This is a genomic window from Chroococcidiopsis sp. SAG 2025 (assembly GCF_032860985.1).
Taxonomy (GTDB): Bacteria; Cyanobacteriota; Cyanobacteriia; order Cyanobacteriales; family Chroococcidiopsidaceae; genus Chroococcidiopsis.
Genome location: NZ_JAOCNC010000001.1, coordinates 235,233 through 255,533, shown reverse-complemented (window position 1 = coordinate 255,533; position 20,301 = coordinate 235,233). Strand labels below are relative to the sequence as shown.

General features: G+C 46.1%; 15 protein-coding genes, 1 tRNA gene and 1 pseudogene. 8 read left to right on the top strand and 9 right to left on the bottom strand.

Annotated elements, in window-relative coordinates; all coding sequences use genetic code 11:
• Positions 1–33: 33 nt before the first annotated feature.
• The 3 genes from N4J56_RS01225 (at position 34) to N4J56_RS01215 (ending at position 6,374) form a co-directional block, all read left to right on the top strand.
• The gene (locus tag N4J56_RS01225; RefSeq protein ID WP_317104772.1) at positions 34–3,513 is read left to right on the top strand and encodes a hybrid sensor histidine kinase/response regulator; all 3,480 of its coding nucleotides are present in this window, start codon (positions 34–36) and stop codon (positions 3,511–3,513) included.
• 73 nt (positions 3,514–3,586) lie between these two features.
• Complete coding sequence (locus N4J56_RS01220; RefSeq protein ID WP_317104771.1) at positions 3,587–4,102, top strand: chemotaxis protein CheW; 516 nt, start codon at positions 3,587–3,589, stop codon at positions 4,100–4,102.
• Between the two features lie 148 nt (positions 4,103–4,250).
• Positions 4,251–6,374, top strand: a complete 2,124-nt coding sequence (locus N4J56_RS01215; RefSeq protein ID WP_317104770.1) for a M3 family metallopeptidase — start codon at positions 4,251–4,253, stop codon at positions 6,372–6,374.
• 17 nt (positions 6,375–6,391) lie between these two features.
• Here the strand turns inward: N4J56_RS01215 and N4J56_RS01210 are convergent, their stop codons facing one another.
• Positions 6,392–7,690, bottom strand: coding sequence for an aspartate aminotransferase family protein (locus N4J56_RS01210; RefSeq protein ID WP_317104769.1), 1,299 nt, complete (start codon positions 7,688–7,690; stop codon positions 6,392–6,394).
• 220 nt (positions 7,691–7,910) lie between these two features.
• Here N4J56_RS01210 and N4J56_RS01205 point away from each other — a divergent pair, with 220 nt between their 5' ends.
• A complete protein-coding gene (locus N4J56_RS01205; protein ID WP_317104768.1) occupies positions 7,911–8,975 on the top strand; it encodes a potassium channel protein in 1,065 nt (354 codons plus the stop codon).
• Between the two features lie 144 nt (positions 8,976–9,119).
• On the opposite strand, the gene N4J56_RS01200 is transcribed toward N4J56_RS01205, so the two are convergent.
• Positions 9,120–9,326 (bottom strand): glycogen debranching protein, encoded by a 207-nt coding sequence (locus N4J56_RS01200; RefSeq protein WP_410500398.1) that lies wholly within the window; start codon positions 9,324–9,326, stop codon positions 9,120–9,122.
• A gap of 297 nt (positions 9,327–9,623) precedes the next feature.
• Here N4J56_RS01200 and cbiT point away from each other — a divergent pair, with 297 nt between their 5' ends.
• Positions 9,624–10,226, top strand: coding sequence for a precorrin-6Y C5,15-methyltransferase subunit CbiT (gene cbiT / locus N4J56_RS01195; protein ID WP_317104766.1), 603 nt, complete (start codon positions 9,624–9,626; stop codon positions 10,224–10,226).
• 85 nt (positions 10,227–10,311) lie between these two features.
• Positions 10,312–11,199 (top strand): phosphatidate cytidylyltransferase, encoded by an 888-nt coding sequence (locus N4J56_RS01190; protein ID WP_317104765.1) that lies wholly within the window; start codon positions 10,312–10,314, stop codon positions 11,197–11,199.
• A gap of 46 nt (positions 11,200–11,245) precedes the next feature.
• Here N4J56_RS01190 and N4J56_RS01185 read toward each other — a convergent pair whose 3' ends face one another.
• Complete coding sequence (locus N4J56_RS01185; protein WP_317104764.1) at positions 11,246–11,953, bottom strand: DUF2993 domain-containing protein; 708 nt, start codon at positions 11,951–11,953, stop codon at positions 11,246–11,248.
• Between the two features lie 220 nt (positions 11,954–12,173).
• Here N4J56_RS01185 and N4J56_RS01180 point away from each other — a divergent pair, with 220 nt between their 5' ends.
• Both N4J56_RS01180 and N4J56_RS01175 read left to right on the top strand, forming a co-directional pair.
• On the top strand, positions 12,174–12,953 hold the full coding sequence (locus tag N4J56_RS01180) for a pseudouridine synthase (RefSeq protein WP_317104763.1): 780 nt from the start codon (positions 12,174–12,176) through the stop codon (positions 12,951–12,953).
• 31 nt (positions 12,954–12,984) lie between these two features.
• A complete protein-coding gene (locus N4J56_RS01175; protein ID WP_317104762.1) occupies positions 12,985–13,785 on the top strand; it encodes a helix-turn-helix domain-containing protein in 801 nt (266 codons plus the stop codon).
• 220 nt (positions 13,786–14,005) lie between these two features.
• Here N4J56_RS01175 and N4J56_RS01170 read toward each other — a convergent pair.
• The 6 genes and pseudogenes from N4J56_RS01170 to N4J56_RS01145 all read right to left on the bottom strand — a co-directional run bounded on the left by N4J56_RS01170 (position 14,006) and on the right by N4J56_RS01145 (position 20,270).
• Positions 14,006–14,695 (bottom strand): annotated as a pseudogene (locus N4J56_RS01170) (SDR family NAD(P)-dependent oxidoreductase).
• Positions 14,696–15,004: 309 nt separating this feature from the next.
• The gene (locus tag N4J56_RS01165; RefSeq protein WP_317104761.1) at positions 15,005–16,339 is read right to left on the bottom strand and encodes a DNA double-strand break repair nuclease NurA; all 1,335 of its coding nucleotides are present in this window, start codon (positions 16,337–16,339) and stop codon (positions 15,005–15,007) included.
• 158 nt (positions 16,340–16,497) lie between these two features.
• Positions 16,498–17,283, bottom strand: coding sequence for an HAD family hydrolase (locus tag N4J56_RS01160; protein WP_317104760.1), 786 nt, complete (start codon positions 17,281–17,283; stop codon positions 16,498–16,500).
• Positions 17,284–17,463: 180 nt separating this feature from the next.
• Positions 17,464–17,535 (bottom strand) — tRNA-Gln (locus N4J56_RS01155).
• 62 nt (positions 17,536–17,597) lie between these two features.
• Complete coding sequence (locus tag N4J56_RS01150) at positions 17,598–18,215, bottom strand: DJ-1/PfpI family protein (RefSeq protein ID WP_317104759.1); 618 nt, start codon at positions 18,213–18,215, stop codon at positions 17,598–17,600.
• Between the two features lie 294 nt (positions 18,216–18,509).
• Positions 18,510–20,270, bottom strand: coding sequence for a R3H domain-containing nucleic acid-binding protein (locus tag N4J56_RS01145; protein WP_317104758.1), 1,761 nt, complete (start codon positions 20,268–20,270; stop codon positions 18,510–18,512).
• Between the last annotated feature and the right edge of the window lie 31 nt (positions 20,271–20,301).

The following is a 20,301-nucleotide window of genomic DNA, read 5'->3' as shown; positions in this document are numbered from 1 at the left end:
CCCCTGCTCCCTACTCCCTACTCCCTATTCAGTATGGCGATCGACTCTGATATTCGCGACCAGGCTTATCAATTCTTCATTCAAGAAGCCCCAGAGCTATTGCAGCTCATTGAAGAGGAATTGCTGACGCTCAGGACGGAACGCAGCACTGCCAAAGTCCATAACATGATGCGGGCTGCTCACTCAATTAAGGGAGGGGCGGCGAGTGTTGGTCTAGACACGATTAAAACCTTAGCTCATAGCCTAGAAGATATTTTTAAAGGGCTGCACAACCCAGAATTAGATATTAATGCCGAAGTAGAAGGCTTGTTACTAGAAGCTTATGACTGTCTGCGTCTACCGTTAATCGAGCAGATTGAAAACGGTCAGTGCAACAACGAGCAGGCAATGGCAACAGCAGAGCCAGTGTTTGCTCGGATCGAATCTAGTATAGGAAATTTCTTGAAAGGAGCGGCGGAGTTACCTAGCTCTGTCGATCTAGGGGTAGATATTGCACTCTCGATTTTTGAGGTGGATGTTGCTCAGGGAATCGAACGGCTCTCGGAGATCGTCACCGATCCTACAGGTAAAGAAATTGCGGGCGAATTACGAGCGCAAGCAGAAGTATTTGCAGGTATTGCCGAGTTGTTAAACCTGCCAGGATTCGGCGCGATCGCCTCTACCGCAATCGCCGCGAGCGAAGCTCATCCAGAGCAAGCTTTACAGATCGCTCAACTCGCCCTAGCTGACTTTGAGGCAGGTAGACAAGCAGTCATGGCAGGCGATCGCACATCTGGTGGCAATCTATCCCCAGCTTTAGCAGCACTAGTAGAGGCAGCCGCCCCAGCCGTTTTCAACATGCCAGTAGACGATGTTTTTGGCGCTTTGGCAGAGATAGATTTGGCATCGATGCCATTGCCAGCAATTCCCGACTCAACGGTTGAAGATATATTTGGCGCATTAGATGCAATTGGGGATTTGGCGGCAGTTCCAACTGCACAAACATCTTTAGAGAATGTATTTGGTACTTTAGTAGAAACTGATGTCCCCGCAACACCGCTCGCTACCGCTGCTACTACGCCCGAAACTACAGCGCTTCCCAGTCTGGACGATATTTTCGGTAGCATCGGTCAAGACAGCGCGATCGCAGATGCATCGCCAAACACTGCACCTCCAGCAGATAGCTCTTCGATTCCATCGCTAGATGATATTTTTGGTGACTTGAAATTGGCAGAAGTGCCAGCTGCGCCTGCTGTCGTTGCTGCTTTTGAGCAAAAAGCTACCGATCGCGTCGCTCAGAACAGTTCATCAGACACAATTCAATCTATCGAGCAGATATTTGGCAATCTACCACCACTAGAGGATCTTGCTCTACCGACCAGGCGATCGGCTCCCATAGTACCAGCCCCACCCAAGTTACCGACAGTTACAGAAAAGACTACCGCGATCGCTCCTAGCAATCCAGCTCCGCTTAAAATTTCTGGTGCTTGGCGTGCTGCCCCAGAAATAAGCAAAGCTGGTAATAAGGCTACTCCTCAACTATCTCAGCTTTCAGTGCGCGTTGACCTAGAGCGACTGGAACGGATGAACAACTTAGTTGGTGAATTGGCAATTAACCGCAACAGTCTGGCACTGCAAAACGATCAAATGCAAGCAATTATCGTTGCTTTACTGCGTCGTTTTGCTAAATTTAGACAAATTGCTCATAACTTGCGAGATTTTGCCGATCAAATGTTAGTAGCTCCTCAAAGCTATAAATCGTTAACCAGTAGTACAGCCGGAAAATCTCAAACTGGAAATGTCGTATCGATTGCACCTACAGGATTTGCCGCGATCGGTCAAACGAGCTTTGATTCTTTGGAGATGGATAACTATGGCGAGTTACACTCCCTGGTACAAACCACTCTAGAAGAAATCATGCAATTAGAAGAAACTGTGGGTGACGTGGTGTTACTGGCAGGACAATCTAGTCAAACGCTAGAAAGACAACGCCAAATGCTGGGTCATTTGCGGGATGACTTGATGTGGGCAAGGATGTTGCCTTTGAGTGAAGTTCTCAACCGTTTCCCACGCATGTTGCGCGACTTGTCTAATTCGTACAACAAACCAGTAGAACTCAAGTTAAACGGAACAGGGGTTTTAGTAGACCGAGCCGTGCTAGAAAAACTCAACGATCCGTTAGTACACCTAGTTCGCAACGCTTTCGATCACGGGATTGAAATGCCAGAAGATCGACAACAACGGGGCAAACCAGAGCAAGGGACGATTGAAATTCGCGCCTATCACCAAGGTAGCCAGACGATGATTGAAGTGCGAGACGATGGGCGGGGTGTTAACCTAGACCGGATTCGAGCAAAAGGAATAGACATGGGGTTATTAACTCCAGAACAAGCAGCCGTTGCCGAGCCATCGCGGTTGTTAGAATTGCTATTTGAACCAGGATTTTCTACAGCAAGTCAAGTCAGCCAGCTGTCCGGTCGGGGTGTAGGACTGGATGTGGTGCGCGACCAATTGCGATCGCTTAAAGGTAGCGTGACGCTTAACTCTGAACCAGGGCGCGGCACTGCTTTTACCTTACGCATTCCACTGACATTATCGATCGCCAAACTACTCGTTTGCTTTGTTGGTTCCACTGCTCTGGCGTTACCTTCTGACAGTATTGCTGAAATTTTAATTCCACAACCCGATCAGGTGAGAGTCAGTAGCGGCAAGAGATTCTTGCATTGGCAAGGTCATATTGTCCCTGCCTATCACCTATCCCAACTGCTTCAATATTCTTGCCCGTTACCGGAAACTCAACAAAATCAAAGTTTGGCAACTGTGCCTACCCCTGATGACTGGGCAGCGCCCATTTTGCTGTTGGAGCAAGACGATCAGCTGATTGCCATTGAAGTCGATCGCTTGGTCACAGAGCAAGAACTCGTCATTAAACCTTTCAGTCCCGCGATCGCGCCACCAATATATATTTATGGCTGTACGATTTTGGGTAATGGTTGTTTGATCCCAGTCGTTGACGTATCTGGGCTGTTGCAATCCTTCTTTGGCGACGGACGGCGCGTCGGTGACGTTTCCGCATTACCCAGCTTGCCTGTTGCTGAACTGCCAGATGATAGTAGTTCTACTCCATCAGCTCCCCCAGTTAAAACTGTGACTCCAACTGTGCTGGTAGTAGATGACTCAATCACCGTGCGACAAACTCTGGCACTAACTCTACAAAAAGCCGATTATCGCGTTTTACAAGCTAGGGACGGTCGAGAGGCAATCAACCAACTGCAACAAAATCTACACATTATTCAACTCGTAATTTCCGATGTAGAAATGCCAAACATGAATGGCTTTGAGTTCCTTAGTCATCGCAGACAAGACCCACAACTCTCAAAAATTCCTGTAGTGATGCTCACGTCCCGTAGTAGCGAGAAGCACCAACAGCTAGCTAAACATTTAGGCGCTAAACACTACTTCACTAAACCGTACATCGAGCAAGAATTCCTAGCAGCCGTTAAAGAACTCCTGGCAGAAGGTGTTGCCCAATAGTGATTGGTCCTTTGTGCGCGATTGGGAGCTAAGTTTTTCCCTACTCCCTACTCCCTACTCCCTGTTAACTGATATGGCAAGCGCTCTAGTTAGATCGAAAATTCAAGCTACAGGACAGATTGCTCAAGAGGCAGCTACGTCGATCAAAATCGTGATGTTTCAAATGGGCGAGTTTAACTTAGCCTTGCACATTAATAGCATTGTGAAAGTACTTCCACAGACAGTAGTTTATGGTAGCGGGCAACATGGAGTCGGACTGATTCATTTGAGCGATCGCGAGGTCACGGTGGTCGATCTCCAGCGACGATTATTTCAGTCTAGCGGCAATCTCGATCCTGCAAAGCGGGGATATTTGATGCTCGTCCAAGACAGACAAAGAGAACTTTATGCCATTCCCGTTGCTCAAGTTCCTACTTTGATGGACGTACCCTTGTCTTGCGTGCGCATTTTGCCGGAATCTTACCGCAATGCCGATATATTCGGCTTTGCAACTCACGTAGCCGTGATTCCAGCAACAGAACCACCACTGACAATATTCATGTTAGACGTGGATCAACTGCTATTAGTCAGGAATGTAGAAATTGTCTAGGTGAGTCATTCATCATTTGTCATTTGTGGCATTTTTAGCTAAAGACTAATAACCAATAACCAACAACAACTTACGGCATTCAACACTCGGCGGTAGTTGTAGGTGTTAACGATAATGGAGGTAACACTAATACAAAGTAGAACCGCTTATGAGTGCGATCGCTACAGTTGACAATCCATTATTGATCGGTCAAGGATTACCACCATTTGCTCAAATTCAGCCAGAGCATGTGGTTCCAGCCATGACGCAACTGCTGGCGGAACTAGAATCAGAACTAGCAAATTTAGAAGCAAACGTTACACCAACCTGGAGTGGGTTAGTAGAACCCATAGATCGTTTGTCAGAGCGCTTGCGCTGGAGTTGGGGTATTGTCGGGCATCTGATGGGTGTAAAAAATAGCCCCGAGCTGCGGACAGCCTACGAAACCGTACAGCCGCAAGTTGTAGAATTTTACAATAAATTTAGTCAAAGTCAGCCGCTCTACGAAGCTTTTAAGGAGCTACGAGCAAGTCAAACCTGGAAAACCCTGACAAATGCCCAAAAACGGATTGTAGAAGCAGCAATTCGAGATGCCGAGCTATCGGGCGTAGGTTTAGCAGGAGAGCAACGCGATCGCTTTAATGCGATTCAATTAGAGTTAGCCGAACTTACCACCAAGTTTTCTAACAACGTTTTGGATGCAACCAAAGCTTTCAGCCTGACACTGACATCACCAGATGAAGTAGAAGGCTTACCTCCTAGTTGGTTGAGTCTAGCAGCTCAAGCCGCCCGTGCTGCAGGGGAAGAAAAGGCAACACCGGAACATGGTCCTTGGCGCGTGACGCTGGATTTTCCCAGTTACTTACCTTTCATGCAGCATGGCAAACGTCGAGATTTGCGAGAAAAACTATATAGAGCATTTATCAGCCGCGCTTCCTCTGGGGATTTAGATAATACTCCTTTGATTGAAAAGATCTTACAACTACGACGCGAAAAAGCCAATTTGCTTGGGTTTAATAGCTACGCAGAATTAAGTCTAGCTAGTAAAATGGCTCCCAGCGTAGATGCAGTAGAGGCTTTATCAGAGGAATTGCGACGCGCTAGTTACGATGCTGCAAAGCAAGATTTAGAAAACTTGAGAACTTTTGCTGCGTCTAAAGGAGCGCCAGAAGGCAGCAACTTGCAGCATTGGGATATTGCATTTTGGGCAGAACGCCAACGAGAAGAAAAATTTGCTTTTAGTGCAGAGGAACTGCGCCCTTACTTCCCCTTACCCCAAGTCTTGGACGGGCTATTTACTCTAGTCAAAAAGCTATTTGGGGTGACTGTTACTGCTGCGGACGGTCAAGCACCAGTTTGGCATGAAGATGTGAGATATTTTCAGATTGCCGACGAAACAGGAGAAGCGGAGGACGAAGTCCGAGCCGCAGGCATCGCCTATTTTTATCTAGACCCCTACAGCCGTCCAGCGGAAAAGCGGGGTGGTGCGTGGATGGATGATTGTATTGGTCGGGCAAAAATGACAACTCACGAGGGTACAGTTGCCACTCGCAAACCTGTAGCTTATTTGGTATGCAACCAAACCCCCCTAGTTGATGGCAAGCCCAGCTTAATGACTTTCAACGAAGTGGAGACTTTATTCCATGAGTTCGGTCACGGGTTGCAACACATGTTGACTAAAGTAGACGATGCAGGGGCAGCTGGGATTAATAACGTCGAATGGGATGCAGTTGAGTTACCCAGCCAGTTTATGGAAAACTGGTGCTACCATCGAGAAACCTTAATGGGAATGGCGAAGCATTACGAAACTGGCGAGACTCTGCCAGAGCATTACTACCAAAAACTCATTGCTGCCCGCAATTATATGAGTGGCAGTGCAATGCTACGACAGTTGCACTTCGGTTTAGTCGATTTGGAACTGCACCATCGCTATCAGCCTGGTGGTGCAGAGACAGCTAGTGACGTACGTCAACGCATCGCCAAGACGACAACCGTATTACCGCCATTACCAGAAGATGCCTTTTTGTGTTCTTTTGGACATATTTTTGCTGGCGGATACGCTGCGGGATACTACAGCTACAAATGGGCAGAAGTCCTTAGTGCTGATGCCTTCGGTGCATTTGAAGAAGCTGGATTAGATAATCCCCAAGCACTGACTGAGACTGGGAAACGATTTCGCAATACCGTGCTGGCTTTGGGTGGTAGCCAACATCCAATGGATGTGTTTAAATCCTTCCGAGGTCGAGAGCCGAGTACAGAGCCTTTGTTGAGGCATAGTGGTTTGGCTGCATAGAGTTCTTGTAGGGTGCGTTAATAACGCACCCTACCCCATTCTGACACTGCTGCGATCGCTGTTTCCAATGCTTGTAGGGCAAGATTGACTTCTGTTTCGGTAACAATCAAGGGTGGCACGAAGCGAAGCACTTTTGGTCCTGCCGGAACGAGTAACAAACCTTCAGCAATCGCCGCTTTAACTAGATCCGCTGCGGTAATTTCGCTTTCGGCAGCTAACTCCATCCCATTAATTAAACCCCAACCGCGCACGTCAGTGATGAGCGCGGCATATTTGGCCGCCAGCGCCCGCAAGCCCGTTCTTAACTGTTCGCCACGGGCGCTGACATTTTCTAATAAATTCTCTTTAACGAGTGTTTCGCACACTGTTAAGCCAACCGCACAGGCAAATGGGTTGCCGCCAAATGTACTGGCATGATCTCCTGGTGCAAACACGTCGTAATGCTGCTTGCACATCATCGCCCCGATCGGAATCCCACCTCCTAAACCTTTGGCAGAAGTGAAAATATCCGGTTCGATGCCTAAATTCTCGTAGCCCCACAACTTGCCAGAACGACCCATCCCCACTTGCACTTCGTCGAGAATCAGTAAAATCCCCGTTTCGTCGCAAATCCGGCGGATGGCTTGGAAGTAAGCCACCTCCCCAGGGCGCACCCCACCTTCTCCTTGCAGCGGTTCGAGCAAAATCGCACTCACTGCCCGATCGCCTTCATCCAGTTCGGCGATCGCCGCTTCAATCGCTTGAATGTCGTTGTAGGGGACGTAGTGAAACCCTGGGACTAATGGGGCAAAGTTTTTTTGATATTTCGGCTGTCCGGTAGCGGTAATCGTCGCTAGCGTTCTGCCGTGGAAGCTGGCGTGAGCCGTGAGCATGACTGGATGCTCGATCTTCTGTACGGTACGGGCGTATTTGCGGGCGAGTTTAATTGCCGCTTCGTTGGCTTCCGCACCGGAATTGCAGAAAAAGACTTTCTCGGCACATGAATGCTGAATCAACCATTGTGCTAGTTGCCCTTGCACGGGGACGTAAAACAGATTGGACACATGGTGTAGCGTCTGAATTTGGCGGCTGACAGTCTCTACCATCGCTGGGTGTGCGTGTCCCAGGGTGCAGGTGGCAATTCCGGCGACAAAATCGAGATATTCTTTTCCTGTGGTATCCCAAACCCGACAACCCGCACCCCGTTCTAAGGCTATGGGGAAACGGGCATATGTGTCCATGACTGACTCTTTGAAGCTGTCTGAGTCGAAGGATTTTACCGCAGTGGCAGCTGATACTGACAAGTTATGGCTAGAAATAAGAGTATCTATAGTCACTATTTACTCCTCAATCAAAAATTTATTTTTTAACTTTCTGCTGTCAATTTAGCAGCAATGCCTAAAACTTTCCGTCGCATCCGACTCAGATCGCACATAATCTAAACTAGCTCAGATTTGTCATTCGTCATTTGTCATGCGTGAGCCTGAAGTCGGGAGCAGCTATTTTCTCCCTTCACTTCCTTTCCCTAGCCCATAACCTCTAAACCCAATCTCTCTCTTGTACTCAACCCCAGAGAAAACATATCGTCGAATTCAAAAAGAGTTACTAGCGGGGGCGATCGCGCTTGTAGGTGTCTTGTTATTGGGAACTCTGTGGTATCGCCTAGTAGAAGGTTGGTCGTGGGAAGATGCGGCTTACATGACGGTAATTACCCTAGCCACCGTCGGTTATGGTGAAACTCGACCGTTGGGCAATCGCGGACGATTATTTACCATCGGTCTAATTTTAATGGGAGTGATTACGATCGGTTATATCGTCAATCGCTTTACAGAAGCTGTAATTCAAGGGTACTTTCAAGAAGGAATTCGACTGAGGCAACAGCGGCGGTTAATGGAATCGCTCTCTGGACACTACATCTTATGTGGATTTGGGCGCACGGGCCAGCAAATTGCCCTGGAATTTCAAGCTGAAGGGGCTAATTTTGTCACGGTTGACTTGGATGATGCTTCGGTAGAAAAAGCACGGCAGCTCGGTTACGTAGCAATCCAGGGTGATGCGACGTTAGACGATACTCTGCTGCAACTGCGAGTCGATCGAGCGATTTGTCTAGTTGCGGCACTGCCTTCTGATGCCGAAAACCTCTATACGGTCCTGTCAGCCAAAACCCTCAATCCGCAAATTCGAGCGATCGCTAGAGCAAGTACGAGAGAGGCTTTACAAAAGCTACAAAGGGCAGGAGCTGATGCAGTTGTATCCCCCTATATCACGGGAGGTAAACGTATGGCAGCAGCGGCATTAAGACCCCAAGTATTAGATTTCGTCGATGGTATCCTCACGGGAGCAGACCGCGAACTGTACATGGAGGAATTTCGTCTCGATCCGGCAGTGTGTCCCTGCATCGGTCAAACTTTGCGAGAAGCAAAACTGCGATCGCAAACTGGAGCGCTAATTTTAGCAATTCGCCGCGTAGATGGCTCTCTAATTGGTGGTCCTACGGCAGACACCACATTAATGGCAGGCGATTTATTGATTTGTATGGGAACGGCAGAACAATTGCGCCAACTCAATCAAATTTTGGGACCAATTCGCCCCCAGCAGCTCCCGCGTCCGCCCAAGCACTAGGATGTGGGGACAAGGGAGACAGGGAGGACAAGGGAGACAGGGAAGCAGGTGTGATTCTTGTGCAACTACCAACTACCCATTACCAATTACCCATTACCACTTCTCACTACTCCCTGATAACTGACAACTGATAACTGACTCTCGTTAGTCCAATTTCAAAGCATTAACTGGCACGTCGTCCCACGATTCTACCGTTCGCAGTCTGGCTTCCCAACCAGATGCTTTTTGAGTTTCGGTCAAATTTTGTTGGTAGGATTCGTGACAAGCTTGCGCCTGCGTTTCGTCACAGCAAGCAATGCAGGCGTGTATCATTCCAGACGGATCGATCTGCTCGTTAACCCAAATTGTCATCTTGCCTCTGGTGTAAACTGACACTAACTCAAAGTTGACATTTGTTAGCTTAACCTGTTGTATCCTTTCGTTAACCACAAGATTTCCCAATCTTCGCTAGCCGTTTTCGCCTGCTTACTCCTCACGACTTAACAACAGACAAGCGAAAGAGGTAAGAAGTATAGAACTTCTCTCATCACCACTCACTCCTTACTCCTCACTTTACTTTATGTATAAAAGTGCGAGTGATGTTAAGTTCTTATTGTTGAGAGCTTTCCTTTGCTGCTGGGGCAAGCTGATGTCATTCATCTAATTTCTATGCCTTCCCAACTCTGGCCCTATATTACACCAGGTATCCCTGACGATTTATTCGAGCGCTTGCCAGGAATTCCCTTGAGTAAGCGGGAAATTCGGTTATTGCTGATTTCTCAACTGCGGTTACAACCAAACTCCTTGGTGTGGGATATTGGCGCAGGAACAGGGACAATTCCGGTTGAAATTGGCTTGTTGTGTCCGAAAGCCCAGATTATTGCTGTCGAGCGAGATGACGAAGTTGCTAGCTTGATCCGTCGCAACTGCGATCGCTTTAATGTGAAAAATGTTGAAGTCGTAGAAGCTAGCGCCCCAGAATGCTTACCAAATTTACCTCAAGCTCCGCACCGAGTTTGTATTGAAGGTGGTCGTCCTATCAAAGATATTCTCAAAGCTGTTTGGCAATATCTGCCGCTACAAGGTAGAGTCGTTACCACGGCTGGTAATTTGGAAAGTTTATACGCTATTTCTCAAGGTTTAGCTGAGTTACATGCTAGAAATATCGATGTCGTCCAATCATCTGTCAATCGCTTAGAGCAAAAAGGTAATCAGCAAACCTTTGCTGCTGTCGATCCTATTTTTATTTTGAGTGGAGAAAAGCTAGACTAATCCCATCCGATTTTAGATTTTAGATTTTGGATTGAAGTCAAAGTCTGTAATCGAAAGTTCCAAATCCTAAATCCAAAATTGCTCTATGCCTTGGTCTCGAATTATTAGTGGAATTATCGCGATCGCTCTTGCCCTAACTGCCAGCGTCTTAGGAGGGTGGTATTTTACCTTTATGTTTATGGCGATCGTTTATTTGGGTCAACTGGAATATTTTGAATTAGTCCGAGCCAAGGGAATTGCACCTGCTGCGAAAACAACAATAGTCGTCAGTTTAGCTTTGCTGGCGATCTCTACGGTTTCTTCCAACTTAGCTGATGCCGTGATGCCAGTAGCAGGAACGTTTATTTGTTTCTATCTCCTATTTTTACCGAAATTAGCCTCGATCGCTGATATTTCTACTTCTATTTTAGGACTATTTTATTGCGGTTATTTACCGAGTTATTGGATTAGATTGCGATCGCTTGGCAATCCTGCTGTCAGCAATATTCCATTCGATGGATACTTACCAGATCTATCTACTATTAATCTCATCAAGCAAGGAAATTTTGCCGCTTTACCGCAAGGTTTGACAGTCACTCTCCTAGCTTTCTTGTGTATTTGGGCAGCTGATATTGGAGCTTATACTATTGGTAAATTTTTTGGACGTACTCGCCTTTCTGATATTAGTCCCAAGAAAACTGTGGAAGGTTCTGTATTTGGAATTGCTGGTAGCATAACTGTAGCCGCGATCGGCAGCTGGTATCTTCATTGGGCTGGTTCGCCTTGGACGGGTATAACTTTGGGGTTGTTAATTGGAATTACCAGCTTATTAGGCGATCTCACGGAATCCATGATGAAACGCGATGCTGGTGTCAAAGACTCAGGACAATTGATTCCAGGTCACGGGGGTATCCTCGATCGCGCCGATAGTTACGTTTTTACCGCTCCATTAGTTTACTATTTCGTCACTTTGTTGTTGCCGTTATTAGATTGAGTGGTAATTGGTAATCGGTAATTGGTAATCGATCGCAGATAACTAATTAAGGCATGACGGTAATACTACCACGACAGACAATCTGTCCTGGTTCTAAAGTTAGTTCTTTTAAATTGACGTGAGAACCTAAATCCATAACATAGTTTTCTAACTCTTCCCATGAGTTAGAAATTTGGAGTTGGGTTTGAGTTAGAAGCAATTTGCGATCGCTAGAAAGCTGCAAGCCGCACCTGAGAGTAATAGGTGTAGTGTGGCTAGAATTAACTACATTACCCTGCAATAACAAGCTTCCTGGGGCGATCGCGATTTTTGTCCAGTCAATTTGTCCTCGCACGGCATTGTTGTTAGGAGCTAATTTTGATAGTAACTCTGTTAAAGCGCTAGACAATAAATCCGACTTCAGGGAAGCATTGAGATCTGTTTCCTGTAGCATTGCTTCCCCAGAGACAACCATAGGTTCTAACAGTTGTAGCGGCTGTCCTCTCATCACTTGGCGTAAATTTGTCTGCATTCCCTCCCCCATTAGGCGGATTTTTGCAAAATGTAAACCTTTATAAACAATGCGATCGCCAGAGATAGATAGGCGGGGAATACTACCAGAAAGGATTTGTCGATCGCTGCTGGCGATTTGTACCTCTAAATGGGATACTTGCTCGACTTGCGATCGGACAAACAGCCATAGTGCCGGAGACAGCACTTTACTGATTAGGCGATGCTTAGCGGTCTTGTCTTGCTCTAAGTTGTTCGGATTCAAGGGAAATATGTAAGTGTAACAGTTGCTCAAATTAGTGTAGTTAATATTTGTTCGGTTATCAGCGGTCAGGGAGCGCACGAGCGCACGAGCAGGGAGTAAGGAGTAGGGAGCTGAAGGAGCAACTCAAAATTCAAAATTCAAAATTAATTCCGAATTCCGAATTCCGAATTCCGAATTCTCAGCGTATATATTGGTATTACCTGAGTCTAAGGATCGACAAATGGAGGAACGGGTACAAAAAATTCTTTCTCAGTGGGGAATAGCTTCGAGACGGCAAGCGGAAGAGATGATTAAGCTCGGTCGCGTACGCTGCAACGGTGCTGTGGTAGAACTGGGACAAAAAGCCAATCCAATTCAGGATACGATCGAAGTTGATGGACAGCTACTGCGATCGCCTCATCGTCCCCAGCCAACCTATTTATTGCTCAACAAACCAACTGGTGTAGTTACAACTTGTGACGATCCTCAAGGTAGACCTACAGTGATGCAACTGTTGCCAACTAATCTACGTCAAGGTCAGGGTATTCATCCTGTCGGACGGTTGGATGCAGAATCAACAGGCGCATTGCTACTGACAAATGATGGAAGCTTGACATTTGCTCTCACCCACCCGCGGCACGACATCTCCAAGACATATCAGGTTGTGGTTGCGGGACATCCGCCGGAATCAGTGTTAAAACAATGGCGACAGGGAGTTGTTTTAGAGGGGAGAAAGACCAGATCGGCACAAGTGCGCGTGTTGTCTCGCGATGCCAATCGAACGTGGTTGGAATTCATTTTATGGGAAGGCAGAAATCGACAGATTCGGCACATGACAGAAAAATTAGGTTATCCCACGCTCCAGTTACATCGGACTGCGATCAGTTCGATTCAACTAGAACCAACTGTAGGCGCGGCTTTGCCTCCGGGTCGCTATCGTCCGCTCGAAGAACGCGAGATTCATTATTTACAAAATCAACTACAAAATCAACTCAAATCTACAACAAGGGTGCAGGTGTAAGGTGCTGTCAAGAAGTGCAACCGATAAGTCTATGAAGCGGTGGAAACAACAACCACAACCACAAGAACCAATTGTTCAAACGCTCGAACAGCAAAGAGCCGAGAAGTTAGAGCAGATAGGTGCTGCTCTGCGTCGTAGGCGAGAAGACAAACAAATATCTTTGGAGCAAATCGAATCAGCCACGCGCATTCGTCAAAGTTTTTTACGGGCGATCGAAGCGGGTAATATCGATAAATTACCTGAGCCAGTTTATATTCGAGGTTTTATTAAGCAATATGCCGAGACTTTAGATTTAGATGGTACGGAATTAGCAAATTCTTTTCCTTTAGAAGATTATCGGCAGAGTTTGAAACCAGTAGGAGTTAGCCTACCTCCAGCTCAATTACAGACTTCCCATCTCTACGCTATATACATTCTTTTAATTATTGGTGCGGTCAGTATTTTATCTCAAACTTTGAGTAATTCTGACTTTCAAATCGGTCAAAATACTCAGTCACAGCCTCCATTACCCGTTGCTAATGTCGCTAAGCGTAAAGCACCAGCTAAAGTCAAACCAGTTGCTAACCTCAAGAAGCAAACCAAGCCAGTTGAAGTTGGTATAACTGTAAAAGACAAATCTTGGATACGGGTAACTGCTGACGGAAAGAAAGAGTTTGAAGGAGAGTTATCCCCAGGAACGCAGCGTAAATGGGTAGCTAACGAACAACTGAAACTCGAAGTTGGTAATGCAGGTGGAGTATTAGTTACATATAATCAGGAAGAAGCTAAACTTTTAGGGCAGTTAGGACAAGTACAAAGAGTTACGTTTAGAGCAAATAATACGAAGCTCTAATTCGGAACGGGCAATTCGTAATTTATTATTCAATATTGCGATCGCGCAAGTAAAGCATTCGATCGATATCTTATCAATTTGATACAGAAATTCGATCCAAGTGCTTCATTTTTAAATGTCAATACTCTTAGAATTTATGACAGAAGAAGCTACCACAAAATTTCTCCATCATCGTCGAGAAATTTACCCGTCGGTGGATTCTCCATCGTAGCAAGTTTGACTATACAAGTTTGACTATAATTGATGCTCCTTGTTCGACAGTACGCGGTGCATCATCTGTACCCATATCAGTTTTTACCCAACCAGGACAAATAGAATTGACGCTAATTTTGTCCTCTACTAAATCTTTTGCCAAGGCAACAGTTATAGCATTAAGTGCCGATTTGGAAGAGTTGTAAGCAACGGTATTAACTCCGTAGTAATAATGTTCTGGGTCACTGAGAGAAGTCAGGGAACCAAGCGTTGACGAAACATTTATGATTTGTGGTTTAAGGATTTGTGCTGTTCCAGCTTGCTTGAGTAACGGTAGAAAATGGTGAATTGTTGCAAATGCACCAAAAACATTCGTGAGAAAAGTGTCTTTGAGAACATCTACACTCAGCGTAGATGGTCGAGTTGCTGGTGAGAAATCATAATTGACAGCAGCATTATTAATCAGCACAGTAACTTGTTTTCACTGTTTAGCTACAGTTTCAGCAGCATCTTTAATTGACGATTCATCATTGATATCAATTGGTACAAAATGAACGTCAAATCCTTCAGCACGTAGTTTTTCTGCTGCTGCTTCTCCACGTTGTACGTTACGGGTACCAATCAAAACAGTGAAGTCATGCTGGGCAAGCTGTCGTGCAACTTCATTTCCAATTCCTTTATTTGCACCTGTAATGAAAGTAACTGGCTTTGTTGTCATTGTCTCAAATCCTTGCTTATCTAGGCTTAACTACATCGATCCAACGCTACACAATTCAGTAGCTTCATCTCGTGATGTCATAAATTTCAATCGAGACGATCTACAGTGAGCTTTACTTTACTTTGTTTGCTGTTATAGCATGGCAAAAAATCAGCGCGATCGCCACAACTGAAATAGTAATTTGTTATACCCTATATGCGAATTAATTTAAAAGTCGATCGTATTGCTCGTCAGCAAGTAGAGTTGTTAATCGGGCGATCGCTTGTTCGCGTAACTCAGTCATAGAAGTTAACCTATTAATGATAGATATTAAGCAATACTGCCGCGCTTTCGAGCTTCCTTATAGGAAATTCCCACATTTCTCAAGCCTGCTTTGATCATTTGTTGTTCTAGCATCGCAAAAAAACGAGCGCGATCGCCTCCCCTCACAACCGCTTGATTGTGCGCTTCTGCTAATACAACAGGATATCCATAACCCTTCTGTACTTGAGCTAACATCAATCCCAAAGATTGATTCAATAATGTTTCATCCTCAGCTACCCAAGCGGGAACTTCTACCCGTGCAATTTCCGTACCGACATGTATGTAACAGAAATAGATCGCACAATCGCCGTATAATTCTAAAATCCGGGCAGAACTACGCCACAAAGTACTCCTTTGTCCTGGCTGTAATTGAATTGACCACAGCGCTGCATCCCGCAATGGTTCGAGAACCTGACAAGGAACTTTTTCAATTTGATTCGGACAAAAACTAGCGCAGTCCGGTACTTCATGAATGCAAGCTTGCAAACGTAAAAAATTCAAGCTTTCCATACTACGAGAAGCGCTGAGATAACCCATGATGGGAATACCCAAGGCTTTAAGCTGTTCCCAAGCCGTCAAAATTGGTGGCAAAATGCGATCGCGTGCTTCTAAAGGCAATTGTTCTAAAAACCAATAGATTAACGATCCATCCACCATAGCTAGTGTCGGGAGTCGGGAGTCGGGAGTCGGGAGTTGGGAAATTTTAGATTTTGGATTTTGGATTTTAGATTGGTAGTTGGTAGTTGGTAGTTGGTAGTTGGTAGTTGCTCCCTCAGCCTCCTCAACTTCCTCAGCTCCCCCTGCTTCCCCTGCTCTCTTCCCCGACTCCCGACTCCCTACCACAGCAGCAGCCAACTCAGCCAACACGGTAGCTTCAGAAGCGGTGCGACGATAACCCATCCATTCTTCAGTGCGGATACCCCATTGACGCGAAATATATAAATCTTCGGGACGGTAGAATACTTCTGGTAAGCTATCGAGTAAAGGTTGGCGATTTTGTCCGTAGTGCAAGACTACCCGACCAATATTGAGTAGATAACAATAAGCGATTTCGTGGTGATTGGGAGCAATCTGCGAGCCATCCGTGGCGAGAACGGTATGAGTTTTAGGTGGTACTGGTAGATCGATGCAGGTGTTAAGCGGTTCCATTGGTACAGCGGTGCTGAATAAAATGCGATCGCGCCACTGTTTTTGTCGCTGCATCAATTCTGCTTGATTTTTGTAAGCTGCTGTCATGAGATCTTGCGCCAACTCTAACCGTTGGCGACTTGCAGCTACTTCCGTGCTTAAATGTTGGCTGATGCCTTGCATCGCCTTTGCTACTTTTGTCAGATCGAGCATAGTTAGCTTTTAGCTTTCGGCTATTAGCTCTCAGCTTATATTCAATTTTTATTTTTTGTGAGTTTTTGATGATAAATATTCAAAATCTTCCATAAGTCCGCGCAGGCGGACTTGGTTCGTGTAGTTCCGCGAATTCTATTCGCTTGATATTTGACAATTTAGCTCCAAGCTGAAAAATCTTCAGCAAACTGAGCTAGCGATAGCAAATGGATACGGGGATTTTGCTGCGCTAGTTTTCTCTCGGCTGCGGTATTGTATCCCCAATCAGCTAGAAAAAGCCTCACATCTTCCAAGTCTGCTTGCTGTTGCACGAGTTGCAAAGTCTTGAGTCTGTCTTCCACAAACCACAAAAGAACTGGTGTTTGAGTGGCGATCGCAATTAACTCTCTGATAATTTGATATTTTGGACGCTTGATTTCTTTGCCTAAAACCGACTGACTGGGTAATTGTATACCTTGCCGCTGCAAAAGTTGCTCGACAAAACGCCCTTCTTTAGTCGTAATAATTAGCGGTTTAACCGGACTATCAATCAATGAGTACAATCTTTCCAAAACCCCAGGATAAAACCGATGTAAGTCCAACCAACTATCGAGATCGGTAGAAATCCATTCATCTCGAATTGTATCTAATTGCTTACCGACCTCAGCAGCAGTTAAGTTATCTTGTTGCAAGAATTTTTGCGCGATCGCAGTCCAATTTTGCCATATTTCTGCTTCTGTTACCCCAGATAACAAAGCTCTAATCAACACTGGCATTTCCCAACCCGTCTCAATTACCGGACGCAAGCAATCGAATTGCGATGTTAAATTTTCAGGTGGGATTCGAGAAGATGGTAACCAAATTTTGCAGTACGTTCGCCAAGCCGTAGCGAAATATTCTGGTAAGCCGTCACAAATTACGCCATCAAAATCCAGAGCTAAAATCGTGGGAGCGTTTACATTCATTTTTCCCAATTATGAAATTCCAAGGGAAAGCTTACTCGATCTAGCCCTTCAATAACAGAAAATCTCCACACAAAAGTATTAGTTAACTTAGGTTAAGAGAGTGATCTACTCTTTCTCCCCCAGCTTCCTCAGCCTCCCCAGCTCACCCTCACAGAAAGCCTTTGAATTTAACGAGTAAAACTGGGGCGCTAGGATTCGAACCTAGGGATGGCGGGACCAAAACCCGCTGCCTTACCGCTTGGCTACGCCCCATCGTTTGTTAGCCTTAACCATAATAGCAGTTAGTACTGCTATTGTGTCAAGAACTTTTACGGCTATTCCAGATAATTTTCTATCTTTCCACTTAGCTGCCAGTCATATTCCATATACTTCGCAGTCTCTCGCGCTTGTTGTTCTCCCAAAAGCCTAGCGACTACATACAACGACATATCAATCCCTGATGAGATTCCAGCCGATAAAATTATGCTGCCGTTGTCTACAAACCTTTTATCTGGTTGAACTTGTGTATTGGGTGCAACCTGCTTGAGTAAATCGATCGCGCCATGATGGGTAGTAGCTGTAAGTCCTTCCAGCAAACCAGCTTTAGCCAAAAGTAACGCACCCGTACAGACGGAAAGCAATAACTCTGCTTGTTGAGAACGTTCTTTAATCCAGTCAATCAAAGCTGAATTGTGCATTGCTCGCCGCGTGCCAAAGCCACCAGGTACGAGTAAGATATGCGATCGCGGGCAGTCAAGTAAAGTGTACTGTGGATTGATACTCAACTGATTCCGAGCGATTATTGGTCGGCGTTCCTCTGCTACCGTGTAGACGTTGAAAGGCTCAGAGCTATTGCGTTTTCCCGTCACTCCAAAGACTTCGTAGGGACCGCAAAAGTCCAAAATCTCTACCTCATCAAAAATTAAGATAGCAACGTTCCTTCGCTGTGTCATATCTACCTGAGTATGGGTGCAAGAGGACTTGGCGAGCGGCGATCGAGGTTTGGTGTCGCGCAAAGGCGCAAAGACGCGAAGAAGATCGCTAAAGGAGTCGATCCTGTACTAGTTAAAGACCACTCATCTGTATCTTCCCAGGTAGAAGGTAATTATGCGAACCTAAAATCTATTGCTGGAAAAAGAGCTTTTCTTTGTGTTCTTCTTCGCGTCTTTGCGCCTTTGCACGAGACAAAAATCCGCCCTCAATTTAAGGCGGATAGAAATTAACTTTGTATTTCAACTAGGAAAGCACTATGCCGGATAAATCCGCAAACGCCGATTGGGTTCGTCACCGAAGCTATCCGATTTCAAACGATAGTGTTCTACCAATTCGTGCTGCATCTTCCGCACCTTTGCCGAACGGGGTAGTAATTCCACTGGCTGTCCCTTAGGAATCACAATTTGTTCTACCGCTAACCGAGCCTCTTCTAAAGCATCGAGTTCGTCCTCGCTGCCATTTTGGATGAATAAACTCAGTTCCCGTTCGTCCGGTACGACTGGCTCGTCCATATCCAACAACCGCCGCAACGTGCGGATAATTTGTGGAATAGTATTTGACTTGAGCGTGTGGATTGGGACGTGACGCGCCTTAGCGACATGACGTAACTTAGACTGATTTTTGACGTGCGATCGCAAAGCTAAAATTGCATCGGCACTGTCAATATCTTTCGTCAGTACCACGGGTAAACTCAGCACTTGGATTGCTTGCTCTAACTGGTGGCGACTCACACCGTAGGGATAAATATGCAAGGGTAAATCTTCCCCATTCGGACCCGCATTCACTGCCAAATCGCTGTTAAAGCGATCGCTTCGAGCCAGAGATTCATCCAATAAGCGCTCGAACTCTTGTTCTCGCGTGGCTGGTTCTGGTACGGCAGCGAGTGGGATCATTCGTCCAGTCGAACGCCACCCACCTACAGTCATAGTCGGCGATAGTTTCGATTCTTCCTCTTGCCTGGGTCCTACCTCGTAGCCCCGCCCAAAACCATCTTTCCCTACTCCCCGAAGTGGCGTGGGTGACTGCCGTACAATAGTGACTTTACCATCTGCATCGACAGTTCTAAGTTGTGGATTTGGTATGCGTCCTCTCAGCAAAGCATCGACGGTATCAGCAACGCTTTCATGGATCGTCCAGCGTTGTCTTTCCAGCATTTCCACGGCAATTTCAAACGTTGGTGGAGCTTTACGTTCTAAAACAGTTTTCTGCGTCCGCCGCCGTCTGGCTTCATCATCGCCTAAAGTGACAGACTGGATACCACCCACTAAATCTGATAGAGTCGGGTTCTTGATCAAATTTTCAATCTGATTGCCATGCGCCGTTCCTACCAGTTGTACGCCCCGTTCGGCAATGGTACGAGCCGCTAGAGCTTCCAACTCCGTACCAATTTCATCAATCACGATGACTTCTGGCATGTGATTTTCTACTGCCTCAATCATCACTTGATGCTGAAATTCTGGACGCGATACTTGCATTCGTCGCGCCCGTCCAATGGCTGGATGAGGAACATCTCCATCCCCTGCAATTTCGTTTGAAGTATCGATAATGACAACACGCTTATTTAAGTCATCGGCTAACACTCTGGCAATTTCTCGCAAAGCTGTGGTTTTACCCACCCCAGGACGACCTAACAGTAGAATTGACTGTCCGGTTTCTACTAAATCGTGGATCATACCAATCGTGCCAAAGACAGCTCGTCCGACACGACAGGTTAAACCGATAATATCGCCAGCACGGTTCCTAATCGCACTAATCCGGTGCAGAGTTTGCGCCAGTCCCGCCCGATTATCACCACCAAAATGTCCCACGCGCTGTATGCTATATCTAATTTGATCGTGGGAAATGCCAGACTCAGCAAGGTACTCGGCGCGATCGGGAAAACGAGCTTCTGGGCGACGACCTAAATCCATCACCACTTCAATTAAGCTGTCCCGTTGTGGGTGTTGCTCTAAAACATTTTTAATGTCTAGTGGCAAAATATCTAACAACTTCTGGAGATCGTCTGTTTTTGTCATGCTGGCTAGAGCTATTCAGTCAACAATAGCG